The following is a 13,560-nucleotide window of genomic DNA, read 5'->3' as shown; positions in this document are numbered from 1 at the left end:
GTGCGCAACGCGCGCTGGACGGTCCCAACCCGTTCGAATGGAAGCAGGTGACCACAGACGACGTGTTCGCGGGCAAGCGGATTGTTTTGTTCGGCGTGCCCGGTGCCTTCACACCGGCCTGTTCCGAAAATCACCTTCCCGGTTTTGAGGCCCAGTATGACAGCTTCCGCGCGCTGGGCATCGACGAGGTGATCTGCCTGTCGGTCAACGATGCCTTCGTGATGCACCAATGGGCGCTGTCCCGGAACATCGAAAAGGTCCGCATGCTGCCGGACGGCAATGGCGAATTCACCCGCAAGATGGGCATGCTGGTCGAACGGACCAGCAACGGCATGGGCCTGCGCAGCTGGCGCTACGCGATGTATGTCGAGGATTGCCGGATCGAACAGATGTTCAGCGAACCGGGGTTCAAGGACAATCCTCCGGGCGTTCCGCTTGACCGCTCCGGGGCCGAGACCATGCTGAACTACCTATCAAACCGATGGGCGACCTGTTTCGACAAGGATCACGCTTGCGGCGGGCGCAGGGCGGCAAAGGCGTCGTAGACAGCTCCGGCCTGCGTGATCCAGATGTCGTCGCGGTGTGCGCAGATATGCGTCAATGCGCGGCGCAGGTGACGCAGGCGGTAAGGCTGGCCGACCAGATAGGGGTGCAGGGCAATACCCATCACCAAAGACTGTGCTTTGGACTGTTCCAGCATCTCGTCGAAAGTGTCGATCAGGATGTCGGCAAACGCTGCAGCGCCATCCTTGCGTGCCACGATGGACGGGATGTCGTTCGCTTCCTGCGGATAGGGGATCGACAGAAGCGGGCCATGTTCGGTGCGCATCCACACGGGCTGGTCATCCATGCACCAGTTGAGCGTGTAGGTGTAGCCCACCTTCTTCAGCAGGTCCGGCGTCACCCGGCTTTCCGCGATCCAGGGCGACAGCCAGCCTTTTGGCGATTTGCTTTCTGCTTTGGTCAGGACATCCGTGGCTTCAATGATCAGGGCTTCTTCTTCCGCAGGGGACAGCAAGCTTTGCCGTTCCGAATTGGTCCGCCCGTGGCCCACGATCTCGTCTCCGCGCGCGCTGTAGGCGGCCATCAGATCGGGCGCGTAGTCATACATCACCGAATTGGCCAGCACGCTTACGGGCAGATCCAGCGCGTTGAACAGATCGAGCATCCGCCACGCGCCGACACGGTTGCCATAGTCGCGCCACGCGTAGTTGAGCACGTCAGGCTGCGGACCGCCGGGGGCCAGTTCCGCGCCCAACCCCTCGCCAAAGGCGAAATGTTCAAGGTTCAGCCCGATATAGACCGCCAGCCGTTTCCCGTTCGGCCATGTGAAGTCCGGGCGGTCCGTGATGGCGCTGTAGTCGTACCGGTCGTGGGTCGGCAGTTGGATCATAAAGGGGCCTCGGCCAAGCCTGCCTTGTCCAGCAGGATTTCTGCGCTGTCATTCCAGACATGGGTGCTGACGATCTGACCGTTGCGAACAACGAAGCTGTCCATGTAGCGGTTGGTCTCGAACGTCGTTCCATCATGCCATTCGCCGTAAAGATAGCCCGTGTTGTACACATGGACATCCCCCGTCGCCGGATCGTAGGCCGCATCGGTGCGCAGGAATTTCTTTTTCACCCATTTGTAGCGTTTGGCGTTGAAGGCGGAGGTTTCGTGCGGTCCGGTGAACTTGCGCCCGCCGGTGAAGGTGATGTCGAAATCGTCGGACACATAGGCCCGCGCGCCCTCGGGATCGGGCACCATCGAGCGTTCGAGATAGGCCTCGACGATGGCCTTTGCGGCGGTGGCGGGATCGGTTTTCTGGTCCATGTGGTCCTCCTTCATGGGGTCAGTGGGCAGCACAGTTGCGCAGGCAGAAGCCTTTGACGACTGCGGCGGCAGCGGCGTTCATCACGCGGGCCTCGGCATTGGCGTGGGTGATCCGTTCGGCGGCGGCAAGGGCGCGGCTGCGCAGGGCGGTCTCGTCCAGCGTCAGGATGCGATCCCCGGCGAAAACCATCCGGCCCGCGATCATCACCTCGCGCACGGCGGCGCCGGTTTCGGCGAACACGATCTGGTCGAGCAGGGCGCGTCGGGGCGTGTAGTGGCAATAGCCCGCGTCAAGGAAAACAAGGTCAGCGAGCCAGCCTTCGGCGATCTGCCCAAGCCTGTCGAACCCCAACAGCCGTGCGCTGCCGGTCGTCGCCATGTCGAACGCCTCGCGCGTGCGGACCCACTCGGTGCTGTCGATGCTCTGGGCGCGGCTGAGGGTGGCAGCAAGGCGGGTCGCCTCGAACATGTTCTGCCCGTCCGAGGTGTTGCTGGCATCGGTGCCGATGCCCATGGTCACGCCCGCATCTGCCATACGGCGCACGGGTGCGATACCTGACCCGATCCGCAGATTGCTCATCGGATTGTGCGAGATGCCAGCCTCAGCTTCGGCGAGGAGCTCCATCTCCACATCAGACAGCCAGACACCATGCGCGCCGCTGAAGCGGGGCGACAGCACGCCAAGCTCAGACAGGTGTTCTGCCAGCGAGGTGCCGTATTTGCGCTGCGCCATGATCTGCTGCATGCGCGTTTCGGCCAGATGGGTCTGAAGCGGCACACCGATGTCGTCCGAGAGGCGCGCACAGGCCTGCAGGAACGGATCCGAGCAATGCAGCGGAATGGTCGGCCCGATCCCCGGCCGCACCCGATCCATGGGCACCGGCCAGTCGCGCAGCGCCTCGGAACAGACGGCCATCGTGCTGTCCCAATCCGGCAGGCTCAGCGCCGCCACCGCGTCTTTCAGCGGGCCGTCGAAGGCGTCGAGCAGCCCCGGCAGCGCCTGATAAATCGTCTGGTCCGCGATCATCGGCGCAACGACCGCGCGCAAGCCCACCTCGTGATAGGCATGGGCCACGGTATGGGTGCCATCGACCGTCGGACCGGGCAATTCGATGAAGAGGTCGAAACAGGCGGTGCAGCCCTTGCGGATCAGCTCGACCGCCGACAGCTGCGCGCAAAGTGACAGATCGTCATGGCTGCGGTTGGCGTTCAACCATGCGGACCCGGACAGAAATGTCTCAAGAGTGGCATCATCCGGCACACCGCCGCGCGACAGTGCGCCATGCGAATGGGTGTGTCCGTTGACAAGGCCGGGGATGATCAGGCGACCGCTGGCATCCAGTGCCTTGGCGTCCGTAACGGTTTCACCCTTGGGCAGGATCGCCGCGATCCGGTCGCCGTCGATCATAAGCGACACCTCGGCAAACTGGTCGTTCCCGACAAGCACCTCGGCGCCATGGATCAGGGTTTTCGTCATATGTCCGCGATCCCCAGACAGACAACATGCGCCAAAGCAGGGCCTTGGCGCATGTCTGTTGCGTGGCTCAGTTCAGCGTCACTTCGAAGGTGCGCGTTTCCATCGGCGGCAGGAAAGAGCGGTTGAAGATTTCCGACGCTTCGGGCAGGCGGTCGAGGCCATAGCCCTTGGCGACGATCTCGATGGAACGGGTCAGACGCTCGTCCACCAGATCGCCCATGCCGATCTCGGTCACTTCGGGCGCGTTCATCAGGTTGGTCAGCGCGAATTCCAGACGGGCGCGTTCCAGTTCCGGGTCGACCAGGTTGTCGAAGGCAAGGATCGCCTCGACCGAGCTGTCCTGATTGGCCGCGACTTCCATGGTGGCCTTGTTCACCGCGCGGACGAGACCTGCCACCGCTTCGGGGTTCTCGGCCAGCAACTGGCGCGATACCATCAGACCGTTGGAATAGAGGTCCATCCCGTAGTCTTCGAAGTTGAACCAGTTGTAGTCGTTTGCCGGGTCCTGACGGTTGGCGATCAGGTTGAACCAGCTGGTCGAGGTGAAGACAAACGCGCCGTCGATGTCGCCGCGGATCATCATCGGCTCCTGCAGGTTCGGCGCCATGTTCTCTTGCTTGACCGCATCAAGGTTGATGCCGTTCAGCTCGGCGAAGACCGGGAAAAGGCGGGTGGTCGGCGTGCCTTGCGCGCCGCCCAGCGTCTTGCCTTCGAAATCGGCGGGTGTTTCGATCCCGGCGGTCTTGGGCGTCACGATGGCAAAGGGCGGGCGGTTCCAAAGCTGGTAGACCATGACCGGCGCTTCGCCCGGACGGGCGGCCGCGTTCTGGATGATGGCGTTGATGTCCCCGAAACCTGCGTCATAGGCCCCGCCCATGATGCGCGTCACGGTTGCGGCCGATCCTTCGCCCTGGTCGATGGTGACGTTCAGGCCTTCTTCCTCGAAATAGCCTTTGTGCAGTGCGAGCAGGAAGGGCGCGTCCGACCCTTGGGTTTTCCAGCCGAGTGTGAAGCGGATGTCGGTCATTTCGGCAAAGGCGGGGGCAGCTCCGGCCAGAAGGGCGAGGGCGGCACCGAACAGAGAGTGTTTCATGAGGTCGTCCTTTTCGATTGGAGAGAGGGAAGTTTCGGATCAGGTGACGGCGATGTCGTTGCCGCGTGTGGCCCAGCCGGTGACCCGGCGTTCGAGGAACGAGAAGACCGCGTAAAGCGCGACCCCCATCAGGGCGAGGATGATCAGCCCGGCAAAGACCAGCGAGACCTGGAAGTTTGAGGAGGCGGTCATCATCACGTTGCCGATGCCCATGTTGGACGCCACGGTCTCCGACAGGACCGCGCCCACAAAGGAGAGCGTGATCGCCACTTTGAGCGAGGCAAAGAAATAGGGCATCGCGCGGGGCAGACCGACATTCCACAGGATCTCTGTCTTTGAGGCCCCCAGCGTCTTGAGCACGTCTTCAAGTTCTGGCTCGGTCGTGGCAAGGCCCGTGGCGATGTTGACGACGATCGGGAACACGCAGATCACCATCGCCGTCAGCACGGCGGGCGTGGTGCCCGACCCGAACCACAAAACGAAAATAGGCACCACCGCGACCTTGGGGATCGACGAAAATCCGACCAGCAAGGGGTACGCCACGGCATAGGCGATCTTCGAGGTTCCCACGATCACGCCCAAAGCGACCCCGATGATCACGCCCAGCGAAAAGCCGAACAAAGTGGAATAGAGCGTCTGCAGGATATGCGGCCAGAGCACCGGGAACCGCGTCCACATCGTCACCAAAATCTCGGACGGGCGCGGCAGGATCAGGTCAGACACGTTCAGGATTATGCAGAGCACCTCCCATGTCAGGAAGAACCCGATGATCAGCGAGCTGGACAGCACTCGGATGCGTTGAGAGTCGGTCATTGCAAAATCCTCACGCGCTGCGGACTTGCGCGATCAACTCACGCAGGCCTTGGGTCATTTCGACGAATTCGGGGCTATAGATCATGCCGATGTCGCGCGGTTGCGGGATGTTCACCGGCTCGTCCGAGATGATCCGCCCCGGACGTGCGCTCATCACGCAGATGCGGTTGGCCAGGTATCCCGCTTCGCGCAGGTCATGCGTGACCAGAAGAACCGTGGGTTTGCGATCCAGATACAGCGTCTGCATGATCTGCCACAGCTCTTCGCGGGTGAACTGGTCGAGCGCGCCAAAGGGTTCATCCAGCAGCAGCAGGTCCGGTTCATGCACCAGCGCCCGGCAGAGATTGGACCGCTGCAACATGCCGCCCGACAACTGCCAGGGATAATGGTTGGCGAAATCCTTCAACCCCACCTGTGCCAGCAGCGCATGCACGCGGTCGCGGAACGCGCCCTTCTTGTCCTGCCGATAGGTGTGCTTGAACGGTGCCACGATCTTGAGCGGCATCAGGATGTTCTGCTCGATGGTGAGCCAGGGCAGCATCGTCGGGTTCTGGAACGCCATGCCGATGCGCAGTTCCTTGGCCTTCGCCTCTTTCCCGCCCACCAGCACAAGACCCGAGCTGGGCTGGATCAGGTTGCTGACGAGCTTGAGGATCGTGGACTTTCCGCAGCCTGATGGGCCGACAAGCGCAAGGAAATCCCCGCGCTCCATCTTGAGGTTTGTGGGCGACAGAGCCGTGACTGCGGTGTCTCCGCTGCCAAAGACAACGGACGCGTCCTGCAGTTCCAACGCCGGTCGGGAATGAACGCCTGCAGGTTTGGCCTGCTGCGCGGTGGGAGCGGGGATGTTGGCTGACATGTTCATGCCGCCGACCCAACAGCAGCGCGTCGTGAAACCGGAAGTGGTTAAGTAAATGAAAATTGAATTATCTTCGCGCTGCCTCTTTTGCAGGCGTTATTTTCGCCGTCTGAGCAAGAAATCTGCATATGCGGAGGTATACAATGTCGCACCCTTGGCGCGGGTCAGGCCTTCGATTCGCGCTGACGGACGGCGGCCTGCACCATCTCGATCACATGCTGTCGCCGGTCCTGCCGCCACGCCTCGGTGGACAAGTCCCGCCCGAAGGTGGCCGACAGAGTGTGGCTGGCATTGATGTGATGTGCGCTTAGCGCAACGATGCTGACATAGAGTTGCAACGCGTCGATCCCGTCGCGGAAAACACCAGCCTCATGCCCGCGTTTCAGAACATCGGCGATCTTGTCGAGAAACGGTTGCGACATCTTCTGGATCTCGGGTTCCTGGCTGATGAACCGCCCGCCCAGAAGGTTCTCGCTGCGCGTGATCGACAGGAAAACCGAGTTGTTTCCGAAGAAATCGAAGGTGGTTTCCGTCAGACGGCGGATCGCCTGTTCCGGCGGCAGCGTATCGAGGTGCAAATCCTCTTCGCGCGCGCGGATCTCTGAATAAATGCGACGCAGGGCAGCGATGTAGAGCCGCTCCTTGCTGTCGAAGTAATGATAGATCAGCCGTGCATTGCAGCCCGCGCTTTCGGCAATCGCATGCACCTTTGCACCATCGAAGCCATGCGCCGCGAATTCGGTCAGCGCCGCTTCGAGGATCTGCGCCCGGGTGCGCTCCGGGTCTCGGGTGCGCACGGGCGCAACGTGGGTGTCTGTCTTCCGCATGCCAAAGCGCTAACAGCGGTCGACCGGGTGTCAACCCTCGGGGATGTCCGGATGGCGCGGTCGTGGGCCCATTGCGGGGGCGGGCCGCTGCTTTCATAATGGCGCAAAACACGGAGCGACGCCGATGGCGCATCTGCGCGGACTTCACCATGCCGCCATCATCTGTTCGGACTATGACAGGTCCAGGGCGTTCTATATCGATACGCTGGGTCTGACCGTTCTCGCCGAGAATTTCCGCGAAGAGCGGGGGTCGTGGAAGCTGGATCTCGGCTTGCCCGACGGATCGCAGGTGGAGCTGTTTTCCTTTCCCGATCCACCCGCCCGCGCGTCGCGCCCCGAAGCGCGCGGCCTGCGGCATCTGGCCTTTGCCGTTTCCGATGTCGCCGACATGAAGACCAGGCTCGAGGCACGGGGCATCGCGGTCGAAAACATTCGGATCGACCCTTACACCGGGTGCCGTTTCACCTTTTTCCGCGATCCGGACGACCTGCCGCTCGAACTTTATGAGGTTGCGCGCTGATCCTCCGAGGGCAAGGTCAACAGATGCGGGGCAATTGCTCTCCGACCAATGTGTCCACCAGCCGTTGCCCGCCGAACAGGGTCTTCATCGTGACCCGTCCCGGATGACCGGCTTTGGCCGTGCCGATGGCGGTGGCATTGCGTCCCGCCTCGACGCTTTTCATCGCGGCGAGCGCAGCGTCGGCCTCGTCGGCGGGAACGAAAAGCACCAGAGTGCCTTCATTGGCAAGGTATAGCGGGTCGAGCCCCAGCACCTCGCAGACGCCTTTGACCTCGGGGCGCAGGGGCAGGGTGGTCTCGTCGATTTCGATCTGCACGCCGGCGGCGTCTGCCATCTCGTTCAGCGCCGACGCAACCCCACCGCGCGTTGCATCCCGGGCGGCGCGGGTGTTGGGTGCGGCTTCCAGCACCGCCTCGATCAGCGCGTTGAGACTTTGGCAATCGGACTGGATGTCGGTGCTCAGCGCCATGTCGCCGCGCGCCGCAAGGATTGTCGCGCCGTGATCGCCGAGCACGCCATTGACCAGTGCCACATCGCCGGGGCGGATGTTGTCCGCCCGCATGTCACGCCCCGCTGGAATGACCCCGACGCCCGAGGTGGTGACAAAGACCTTGTCCGCCGCCCCCCGTTCCACAACCTTGGTATCGCCGGTGACAATCCGCACACCGGCCTTGTCGGCCTCGGCCTGCATCGACGTCACGATGCGGCGCAGAAGGGCGAATTCGCAGCCTTCCTCGATGATGAACGCAGCAGACAGCCAAAGCGGTTTCGCCCCGCCGACCGCCAGATCGTTCACCGTGCCGCAGACCGCGATCTTGCCGATGTCACCGCCGGGAAATTCAGGGGGCGACACGACAAAGCTGTCGGTGGTGAAGGCCAGTTGTGCACCCGGTTCACGCAGCGCATCCGAGGTCAGCCGCGCCTGATCCTCTGATCCCGGGGGCAGGAACACGTCGGTAAAGATCTCTTCGATAAGATCGCGCATCGCCTTGCCACCGCCGCCATGCGCCATGGTCACGCGGTCGCCCCGCAGGCGGGCGGGTTTGATCGGAGTGGTCATGTTCATTCCGCCGCCTCCAGCGTGTCATCGGTCGCGCCGTATTGGTAATAGGCGGCGCAGGCCCCTTCGGAACTGACCATCAGCGCGCCCAGCGGCATCTCGGGCGTGCAGCCGGTGCCGTATTGCGGGCAGCCCGTGGGCTTGATCCGCCCTGTCATCACCTGACCACAGGCGCAGCCTTCGGGTTCCGCCACGATGCGCGGTCCGGCCCCGTAGCCGACAGCGAATTTCTCCTCGGCATCGAAGGCCGCGTATTTGCCCCGGATGCGCAACCCGCTCGCGTCGATCTCGCCCAGCCCGCGCCACTCGAAGGTCGGGCGCGGCTCATAGACATCGGCGATCGCGGCAAGCGAGACCGGGTTGCCATGTTCCGGCACCACCCGCGCGTACTGGTTCTCGACCTCGGCGCGCCTATCGCGGATCTGGCGCAGCACCATCAAGACGGATTGCAACAGGTCCAGCGGTTCAAAGCCAGCGACGACGATGGGCTTGCCGTAGGTTTCAGCGATGAAATCGTACGGATGGGTGCCGATCACCATCGACACATGGCCGGGGCCGACAAACCCATCCAGCACCATATGCGGATCATCCAGCAGCGCCTTGATCGGCGGGGGCACTGTAATGTGGTTGCAGAACACGCTGAAATTGCTCAGGCTTTCCCGCGCCGCTTGCTGGATCGACAGCGCGGTCGATGGCGTGGTTGTCTCGAACCCAAGACCAAAGAACACCACCTCCCGCTCCGGGTTGCGCCGCGCAATTTCCAGCGCGTCGAGCGGCGAATAGACCATGCGGATGTCAGCACCATCGGCCTTGGCCTGCAACAGAGATTTCTGCGTTCCCGGCACACGCATCGCGTCGCCGAAGGTGCAGAAGATCACCTCGGGCCGTTCGGCGATTTCGACACATTCGTCGATGCGGCTCATCGGCAGCACACAGACCGGGCAGCCGGGACCGTGGATGAACTCGATGCCTTTCGGCGTCAACCGGTCCAGCCCGTAGCGGAAAATCGCATGGGTGTGTCCACCACAAATTTCCATGATATGTACGGGATTTTCGGCAGTTGCACCGATTTCTTCAACCAATGTCTCAATTGCGGACAGCACGGCTTTTGCAGCAATCGGATCGCGGAATTCTTCGACATATCTCATTGCGTGCCCTCAAGTGCTGCGGTCCCTTCGGCCATCGCCTCCAGCGTTTCCTGCGCCTCTCCAAGACCGCGCAACGCCTCCAGCGTCTTTGCTGCCTCGTCCGCGTCGATCACGCTCATGGCAAAGCCCACATGGATCAGCGCCCATTCGCCCAGAAGATCATTCAGATCAGGGGTGGCCACGCAGGCCACTGACACCTCACGGCGCACGCCGGAAATGTCTGCCATCGCCATCAATCGGTCGGCATCGGTGATCTCGACGATCTGTCCCGGTATTCCCAGACACATGGCTCAATCCTCCTCTTCAGGGGCGGTGGTCTTGCCCGGTTGATGCACGCCGTAGCGGTCGAGTTTGGAGCGCAAGCCGACGCGGCTCAGCCCCAGCTCATCCGCCGCACGGCTCTTGTTCCATTTCAGTCGGGTCAGCGTTTCGCGCAGGATGCGCGCCTCGATGGCTTCGACCCTGTCCTTGAGCGTGCCTTCCGACACCAGCAGATCGGTCGCGCGCGGGTCGGGGCGGGCCGACACCGATGGGTCGGCCTGCAGGATGTGGCGCGAGATCAGTTCCGGCCCAAGCCGCGGCTCTTGGCTCAGGATCAGCATCCGGGTCAGTTCGTTGGTCAACTCGGGCAGGTTGCCGGGCCAGTCGTAATTGCCCAGAAATTCCAGCGCGAGTTTCGACAGCCCTTCGACGGGCTTTGAATGTTCGCTTGCCAGATCGCCAAGGATGTGGCGCGACAGTATGTCGAGATCCTCCATCCGCGCCCGCAGGGGCGGCAGAGACAGTTCGGTTGTGGAAATCGCATAGTAAAGGTCCGACCGGAACTCACCCTCGGCCACGGCGACAGACAGATCGCTGTGACTTCCGGTGATCAGCCGTGTGTTCGTGGTCAGGGTTTCCATCCCGCCGATCGGTTCGAAACTGCCTTCAGTCGCAACACGCAGCAGAACCAACTGCATCTGCGGGCTGAGCGTATCGACACCGTTCAGGAACAGGGTTCCCCGTGCGGCCTTCTGCAAGAGGCCGATCTTCGTATTGGGCTGGCCGGGCAGGGCGCCTTTCTTGGCGCCCAGCAATTCCAGTTTGAGCACGTCATCCGGCAGACCGGCGCAGTTCAACTCGTAGAACGACTGGTCCGACCGTAACGAGGCATAGTGCATCGCGCGCGCCATGATGTCCTTGCCGGTGCCCGCCTCACCGGTGATGAGGACCGGCACATCAAAGCTCGCCACCTGCCGCGCCAGTTCAACCGTCGCGTTCATCGGAGAATTGGGCGCACGCAGGATGCGCTCGAACCCGAAGCCTTCCCGCAAGGTCCGACGGCGCGCTTCGACCTTGGTTTCGGCTGTCTTGCCCATGAAGCGCATCTCGAGCGACATGCGATCATGATCGCGCGCAAGCTGGAACAACTGCGCCGCGTTCTTGGCCGCCATGACAAGCTGATCGGGATGCCAGGGCTTGGTCAGGAACTGGTAGATCCCGGCCTCATTGATCGCCGCGATCATGTCGTTCGTTTCGGTATAACCGGTGATGATGATCCGCACCGTGTCCGGCCAGCGTTCGCGCACATCCGCAAGAAACTCGACACCTGTCTTGCCGGGCATGCGCTGGTCGCAAAAGATCGCCTGAACGAAGTTCTCCTCCATCAGCCGCATCGCATCATCGGCATTGGTGGCCGCCAGACAGTCGAAATCGTCCTCCAGCGCCATCCGCATGGCGGCCAGCGAATGCTCTTCGTCATCCACCAGCAGAAGAGTGGGCAGGCTGGTCATTGCGCCGCCTCTTGGATCGCTTTCTCGGCCAGATGGGTCCGCAGCCACGCCAGCCACTCCGCCATGCCTTCGCCGGTGCGTGCCGACAGGTGCAGGATCTCGATCCCCGGATTCACCCGCCGCAGGTTGGCCTCGTAGAGGTCGAGGTCCACATCGCAATGGGGCGCAAGGTCGATCTTGTTCAGGATCGCCAGCCGAGCAGCGGTGAACATATCTGGGTATTTCAACGGCTTGTCTTCGCCTTCGGTCACCGACAGGATCGCCACCTTGGCATCTTCGCCCAAATCAAAGGCGGCGGGGCAGACCAGATTGCCGACGTTCTCGATAAAGAGGATCGACCCGGGGTCCAGCGCCAGATGCTCCATCGCGTGGCCCACCATGTGACCATCCAGATGGCAGCCCTTGCCGGTGTTCACCTGCACCGCCCGCGCACCGGTCGCGCGGATACGGTCGGCGTCGTTCTGGGTCTGCTGGTCCCCTTCGATCACCGCCAGCGGCTGATCCCCAAGGGCTTCGATGGTCTTGCAAAGGAGCGTCGTCTTGCCCGATCCGGGCGAGGAAACGAGGTTCAGCGCCAGAATGCCGCGCTGGGTCAGAACCGCCCGGTTGGCCTGCGCATAGCGGTCGTTCTTCGACAGGATGTCGGTCTCGATCTCGATCAGCCGCTCCTGCGACATGCCCGGCACTTCGGTGCCCGCAGGGCCGTGGCCGTAATGGTGGTGATCGTGGTGATGATGGTGGTGGTGACCGTGGTCATGGTCGTGATGGTGGTGATCATGGCTGTGCCCATGCACCTTGGTTTCGCCGTCCGAACATCCGCAAACATTACACATTACGCCACCTCCAAATCCTTGATCCGCATTTCGTCGCCGCCCTGCGGCATCAGTTTTCCGCCGCCACATAAGGGGCAGGGGTCGAGGCGGGCTTCGATCTCCACCTCTTTCATACAGTCGTAGCACAGCGCCCGTCCGGGCAGGTCGAGCGTGACCAGTTCGGCACCCTCGGCCACCGACCCGCGCATCACCACGTCGAAGGCAAAGTGCAGCGCCTTGGTCTCGACCCCGGCAAAGCGCCCGATCTCGACCCGCACGCGGGTGATGCGCGCGACATTGTGCTGGCGGGCCTGATCTTCGATCACGCTGCGCATGCCTTCGCAAAGCGACATCTCATGCATGCTCCGGCTCCCTTTGTTGGGCAGGTTCCACGGAAACTGGATAACACGGATCGAGAATTGACAAGAGCAGCGGCGCCAACCCCCGCGCACGCTCGGCGGGCAGGCTGGCCAGTGACTGGTCCAGCGCGCCGCCATGGGCCGTCAGGTGATCGGTCGGCGTGATGCGGGTAAAGGCGGTGACGCGGCCGTCCTCGACTTTAGCCGTGATCCCGTAAAGGCCACGTGCGGCTTCGACAACAGCGCCGTTGGCAAGCCGCCAAAGCTGCGGGGGCTCTCCCGTCAGCAGGGCATCCAGTTCATACGCTACAGCCAGTGCCGACCACAGCGGTCCGTGCCCGTGAGTGATGGCAATCTGCTGCAGGACCGGGTGGTCGGCACGGCGGGCGGCAACCGAGTTTTCCTGAACATCGACGTGGAAAACGGCGTTCGTCGTGGCATGGGGCAGGATCGCCCGGCATCCCTCTCCGGGTTGAAAGAGCTCCGAGATCGCGCGCAGGATCGGCGCAATTCCGGTGTCTTGCGCGAGAAATTCGCGCAGATCCTCGAAATGATGCGGCATTCCTGCAGGGTCGCCAAACAGCGCCTGACGTGCCGCGCCCGACCCCGTCATCCAATCCCGCGGCAAAGCCACCGCAGGGCGGGACATCAGTGCAGGCCATTTCAGGCAAAGCTTCGCCACATGCTCCCGCAGGATTTCCTGCCGCAGCGCTTCTTGCCAGCCATCCGCAAGCTCCAGCCCCAGTGCCGCCCGGACTGCCACCCCCTGCGCCACGCGGCACAGGTTGAAAAGGCGCGGCAGCAACGCCGCGACCTCGTGCACCGGCTTGCCCAGTACCATCCGTGCCACGGGCAGGGCGGGCACCGGCTTGGCGCGCAGGGGATATGCGAGCGGCTGGTTCATGGCCTAGTACTACAGTTGCACTTTGAGTCGAGATTTATGATGCGCGATGGCGGCGTTGATTTGATGTTCGCGTCGCCATCGTGACCAGTCCCAAATGGCGT

16 protein-coding genes are annotated in these 13,560 nt (G+C 62.6%); 2 read left to right on the top strand and 14 right to left on the bottom strand.

What is annotated here, in order from left to right; translation table 11 throughout:
* Positions 1–47 precede the first annotated feature (47 nt).
* On the top strand, positions 48–545 hold the full coding sequence (locus tag MRY75_RS16630; RefSeq protein WP_292309123.1) for a peroxiredoxin: 498 nt from the start codon (positions 48–50) through the stop codon (positions 543–545).
* Here the strand turns inward: MRY75_RS16630 and MRY75_RS16625 are convergent.
* The 7 genes from MRY75_RS16625 to MRY75_RS16595 form a co-directional block, all read right to left on the bottom strand.
* Positions 506–1,393 (bottom strand): polysaccharide deacetylase family protein, encoded by an 888-nt coding sequence (locus tag MRY75_RS16625; protein ID WP_292309122.1) that lies wholly within the window; start codon positions 1,391–1,393, stop codon positions 506–508. The two genes, MRY75_RS16630 and MRY75_RS16625, sit on opposite strands and share 40 nt — an antisense overlap.
* Positions 1,390–1,815, bottom strand: a complete 426-nt coding sequence (locus tag MRY75_RS16620; RefSeq protein WP_292309121.1) for a nuclear transport factor 2 family protein — start codon at positions 1,813–1,815, stop codon at positions 1,390–1,392. Before MRY75_RS16620 ends, MRY75_RS16625 begins: the two co-directional genes overlap by 4 nt.
* A gap of 19 nt (positions 1,816–1,834) precedes the next feature.
* Entirely contained in the window at positions 1,835–3,292 is a 1,458-nt protein-coding gene (locus tag MRY75_RS16615; protein ID WP_292309120.1) for an amidohydrolase family protein, read from the bottom strand.
* 67 nt (positions 3,293–3,359) lie between these two features.
* Positions 3,360–4,385 carry an ABC transporter substrate-binding protein gene (locus MRY75_RS16610; protein ID WP_292309119.1) on the bottom strand — a complete coding sequence of 342 codons (1,026 nt, stop codon included), beginning with the start codon at positions 4,383–4,385 and terminating at the stop codon, positions 3,360–3,362.
* Between the two features lie 39 nt (positions 4,386–4,424).
* Positions 4,425–5,198 carry an ABC transporter permease gene (locus MRY75_RS16605; protein ID WP_292309118.1) on the bottom strand — a complete coding sequence of 258 codons (774 nt, stop codon included), beginning with the start codon at positions 5,196–5,198 and terminating at the stop codon, positions 4,425–4,427.
* Between the two features lie 10 nt (positions 5,199–5,208).
* Positions 5,209–6,063: an ABC transporter ATP-binding protein gene (locus tag MRY75_RS16600; protein ID WP_292309117.1), complete on the bottom strand. Its 855-nt coding sequence runs from the start codon at positions 6,061–6,063 to the stop codon at positions 5,209–5,211.
* A 158-nt stretch (positions 6,064–6,221) separates the two neighbouring features.
* Positions 6,222–6,884, bottom strand: a complete 663-nt coding sequence (locus MRY75_RS16595; protein ID WP_292309116.1) for a TetR/AcrR family transcriptional regulator — start codon at positions 6,882–6,884, stop codon at positions 6,222–6,224.
* A 124-nt stretch (positions 6,885–7,008) separates the two neighbouring features.
* On the opposite strand from MRY75_RS16595, the gene MRY75_RS16590 reads away from it, so the two are divergent.
* The gene (locus MRY75_RS16590) at positions 7,009–7,404 is read left to right on the top strand and encodes a VOC family protein (RefSeq protein WP_292309115.1); all 396 of its coding nucleotides are present in this window, start codon (positions 7,009–7,011) and stop codon (positions 7,402–7,404) included.
* 16 nt (positions 7,405–7,420) lie between these two features.
* On the opposite strand, the gene hypE is transcribed toward MRY75_RS16590, so the two are convergent.
* The 7 genes from hypE to MRY75_RS16555 are packed head-to-tail and all read right to left on the bottom strand — an operon-like array spanning position 7,421 to position 13,459.
* Positions 7,421–8,464 (bottom strand): hydrogenase expression/formation protein HypE, encoded by a 1,044-nt coding sequence (gene hypE, locus MRY75_RS16585; RefSeq protein WP_292309172.1) that lies wholly within the window; start codon positions 8,462–8,464, stop codon positions 7,421–7,423.
* 2 nt (positions 8,465–8,466) lie between these two features.
* Positions 8,467–9,612, bottom strand: coding sequence for a hydrogenase formation protein HypD (hypD, locus tag MRY75_RS16580; protein WP_292309114.1), 1,146 nt, complete (start codon positions 9,610–9,612; stop codon positions 8,467–8,469).
* Positions 9,609–9,899, bottom strand: coding sequence for a HypC/HybG/HupF family hydrogenase formation chaperone (hypC, locus tag MRY75_RS16575; RefSeq protein WP_292309113.1), 291 nt, complete (start codon positions 9,897–9,899; stop codon positions 9,609–9,611). Before hypC ends, hypD begins: the two co-directional genes overlap by 4 nt.
* A 3-nt stretch (positions 9,900–9,902) precedes the next feature.
* Positions 9,903–11,384 (bottom strand): sigma-54 dependent transcriptional regulator, encoded by a 1,482-nt coding sequence (locus MRY75_RS16570; RefSeq protein WP_292309112.1) that lies wholly within the window; start codon positions 11,382–11,384, stop codon positions 9,903–9,905.
* Positions 11,381–12,217, bottom strand: a complete 837-nt coding sequence (hypB, locus tag MRY75_RS16565) for a hydrogenase nickel incorporation protein HypB (protein WP_292309111.1) — start codon at positions 12,215–12,217, stop codon at positions 11,381–11,383. The genes MRY75_RS16570 and hypB overlap by 4 nt, the downstream gene beginning before the upstream one ends.
* Positions 12,217–12,558 (bottom strand): hydrogenase maturation nickel metallochaperone HypA, encoded by a 342-nt coding sequence (gene hypA / locus MRY75_RS16560; protein WP_292309110.1) that lies wholly within the window; start codon positions 12,556–12,558, stop codon positions 12,217–12,219. The genes hypB and hypA overlap by 1 nt, the downstream gene beginning before the upstream one ends.
* Positions 12,551–13,459 carry a hydrogenase expression/formation protein HupK gene (locus tag MRY75_RS16555; RefSeq protein ID WP_292309109.1) on the bottom strand — a complete coding sequence of 303 codons (909 nt, stop codon included), beginning with the start codon at positions 13,457–13,459 and terminating at the stop codon, positions 12,551–12,553. The genes hypA and MRY75_RS16555 overlap by 8 nt, the downstream gene beginning before the upstream one ends.
* Positions 13,460–13,560: the final 101 nt, after the last annotated feature.

Source organism: Marivita sp. (genome assembly GCF_022763305.1).
In the GTDB taxonomy this organism is placed as follows: domain Bacteria; phylum Pseudomonadota; class Alphaproteobacteria; order Rhodobacterales; family Rhodobacteraceae; genus Marivita.
This window is presented reverse-complemented; position numbering and strand designations above follow the sequence as displayed.

Excerpts from the sequence above, each read along its gene's own strand:
- MRY75_RS16625 (WP_292309122.1), bottom strand. The coding sequence starts at position 1,393 with ATGATCCAACTGCCGACCCACGACCGGTACGACTACAGCGCCATCACG.
- MRY75_RS16620 (WP_292309121.1), bottom strand. The coding sequence starts at position 1,815 with ATGGACCAGAAAACCGATCCCGCCACCGCCGCAAAGGCCATCGTCGAG.
- MRY75_RS16615 (WP_292309120.1), bottom strand. The coding sequence starts at position 3,292 with ATGACGAAAACCCTGATCCATGGCGCCGAGGTGCTTGTCGGGAACGAC.
- MRY75_RS16610 (WP_292309119.1), bottom strand. The coding sequence starts at position 4,385 with ATGAAACACTCTCTGTTCGGTGCCGCCCTCGCCCTTCTGGCCGGAGCT.
- MRY75_RS16605 (WP_292309118.1), bottom strand. The coding sequence starts at position 5,198 with ATGACCGACTCTCAACGCATCCGAGTGCTGTCCAGCTCGCTGATCATC.
- MRY75_RS16600 (WP_292309117.1), bottom strand. The coding sequence starts at position 6,063 with ATGAACATGTCAGCCAACATCCCCGCTCCCACCGCGCAGCAGGCCAAA.
- MRY75_RS16595 (WP_292309116.1), bottom strand. The coding sequence starts at position 6,884 with ATGCGGAAGACAGACACCCACGTTGCGCCCGTGCGCACCCGAGACCCG.
- MRY75_RS16590 (WP_292309115.1), top strand. The coding sequence starts at position 7,009 with ATGGCGCATCTGCGCGGACTTCACCATGCCGCCATCATCTGTTCGGAC.
- hypE (WP_292309172.1), bottom strand. The coding sequence starts at position 8,464 with ATGACCACTCCGATCAAACCCGCCCGCCTGCGGGGCGACCGCGTGACC.
- hypD (WP_292309114.1), bottom strand. The coding sequence starts at position 9,612 with ATGAGATATGTCGAAGAATTCCGCGATCCGATTGCTGCAAAAGCCGTG.
- hypC (WP_292309113.1), bottom strand. The coding sequence starts at position 9,899 with ATGTGTCTGGGAATACCGGGACAGATCGTCGAGATCACCGATGCCGAC.
- MRY75_RS16570 (WP_292309112.1), bottom strand. The coding sequence starts at position 11,384 with ATGACCAGCCTGCCCACTCTTCTGCTGGTGGATGACGAAGAGCATTCG.
- hypB (WP_292309111.1), bottom strand. The coding sequence starts at position 12,217 with ATGTGTAATGTTTGCGGATGTTCGGACGGCGAAACCAAGGTGCATGGG.
- hypA (WP_292309110.1), bottom strand. The coding sequence starts at position 12,558 with ATGCATGAGATGTCGCTTTGCGAAGGCATGCGCAGCGTGATCGAAGAT.
- MRY75_RS16555 (WP_292309109.1), bottom strand. The coding sequence starts at position 13,459 with ATGAACCAGCCGCTCGCATATCCCCTGCGCGCCAAGCCGGTGCCCGCC.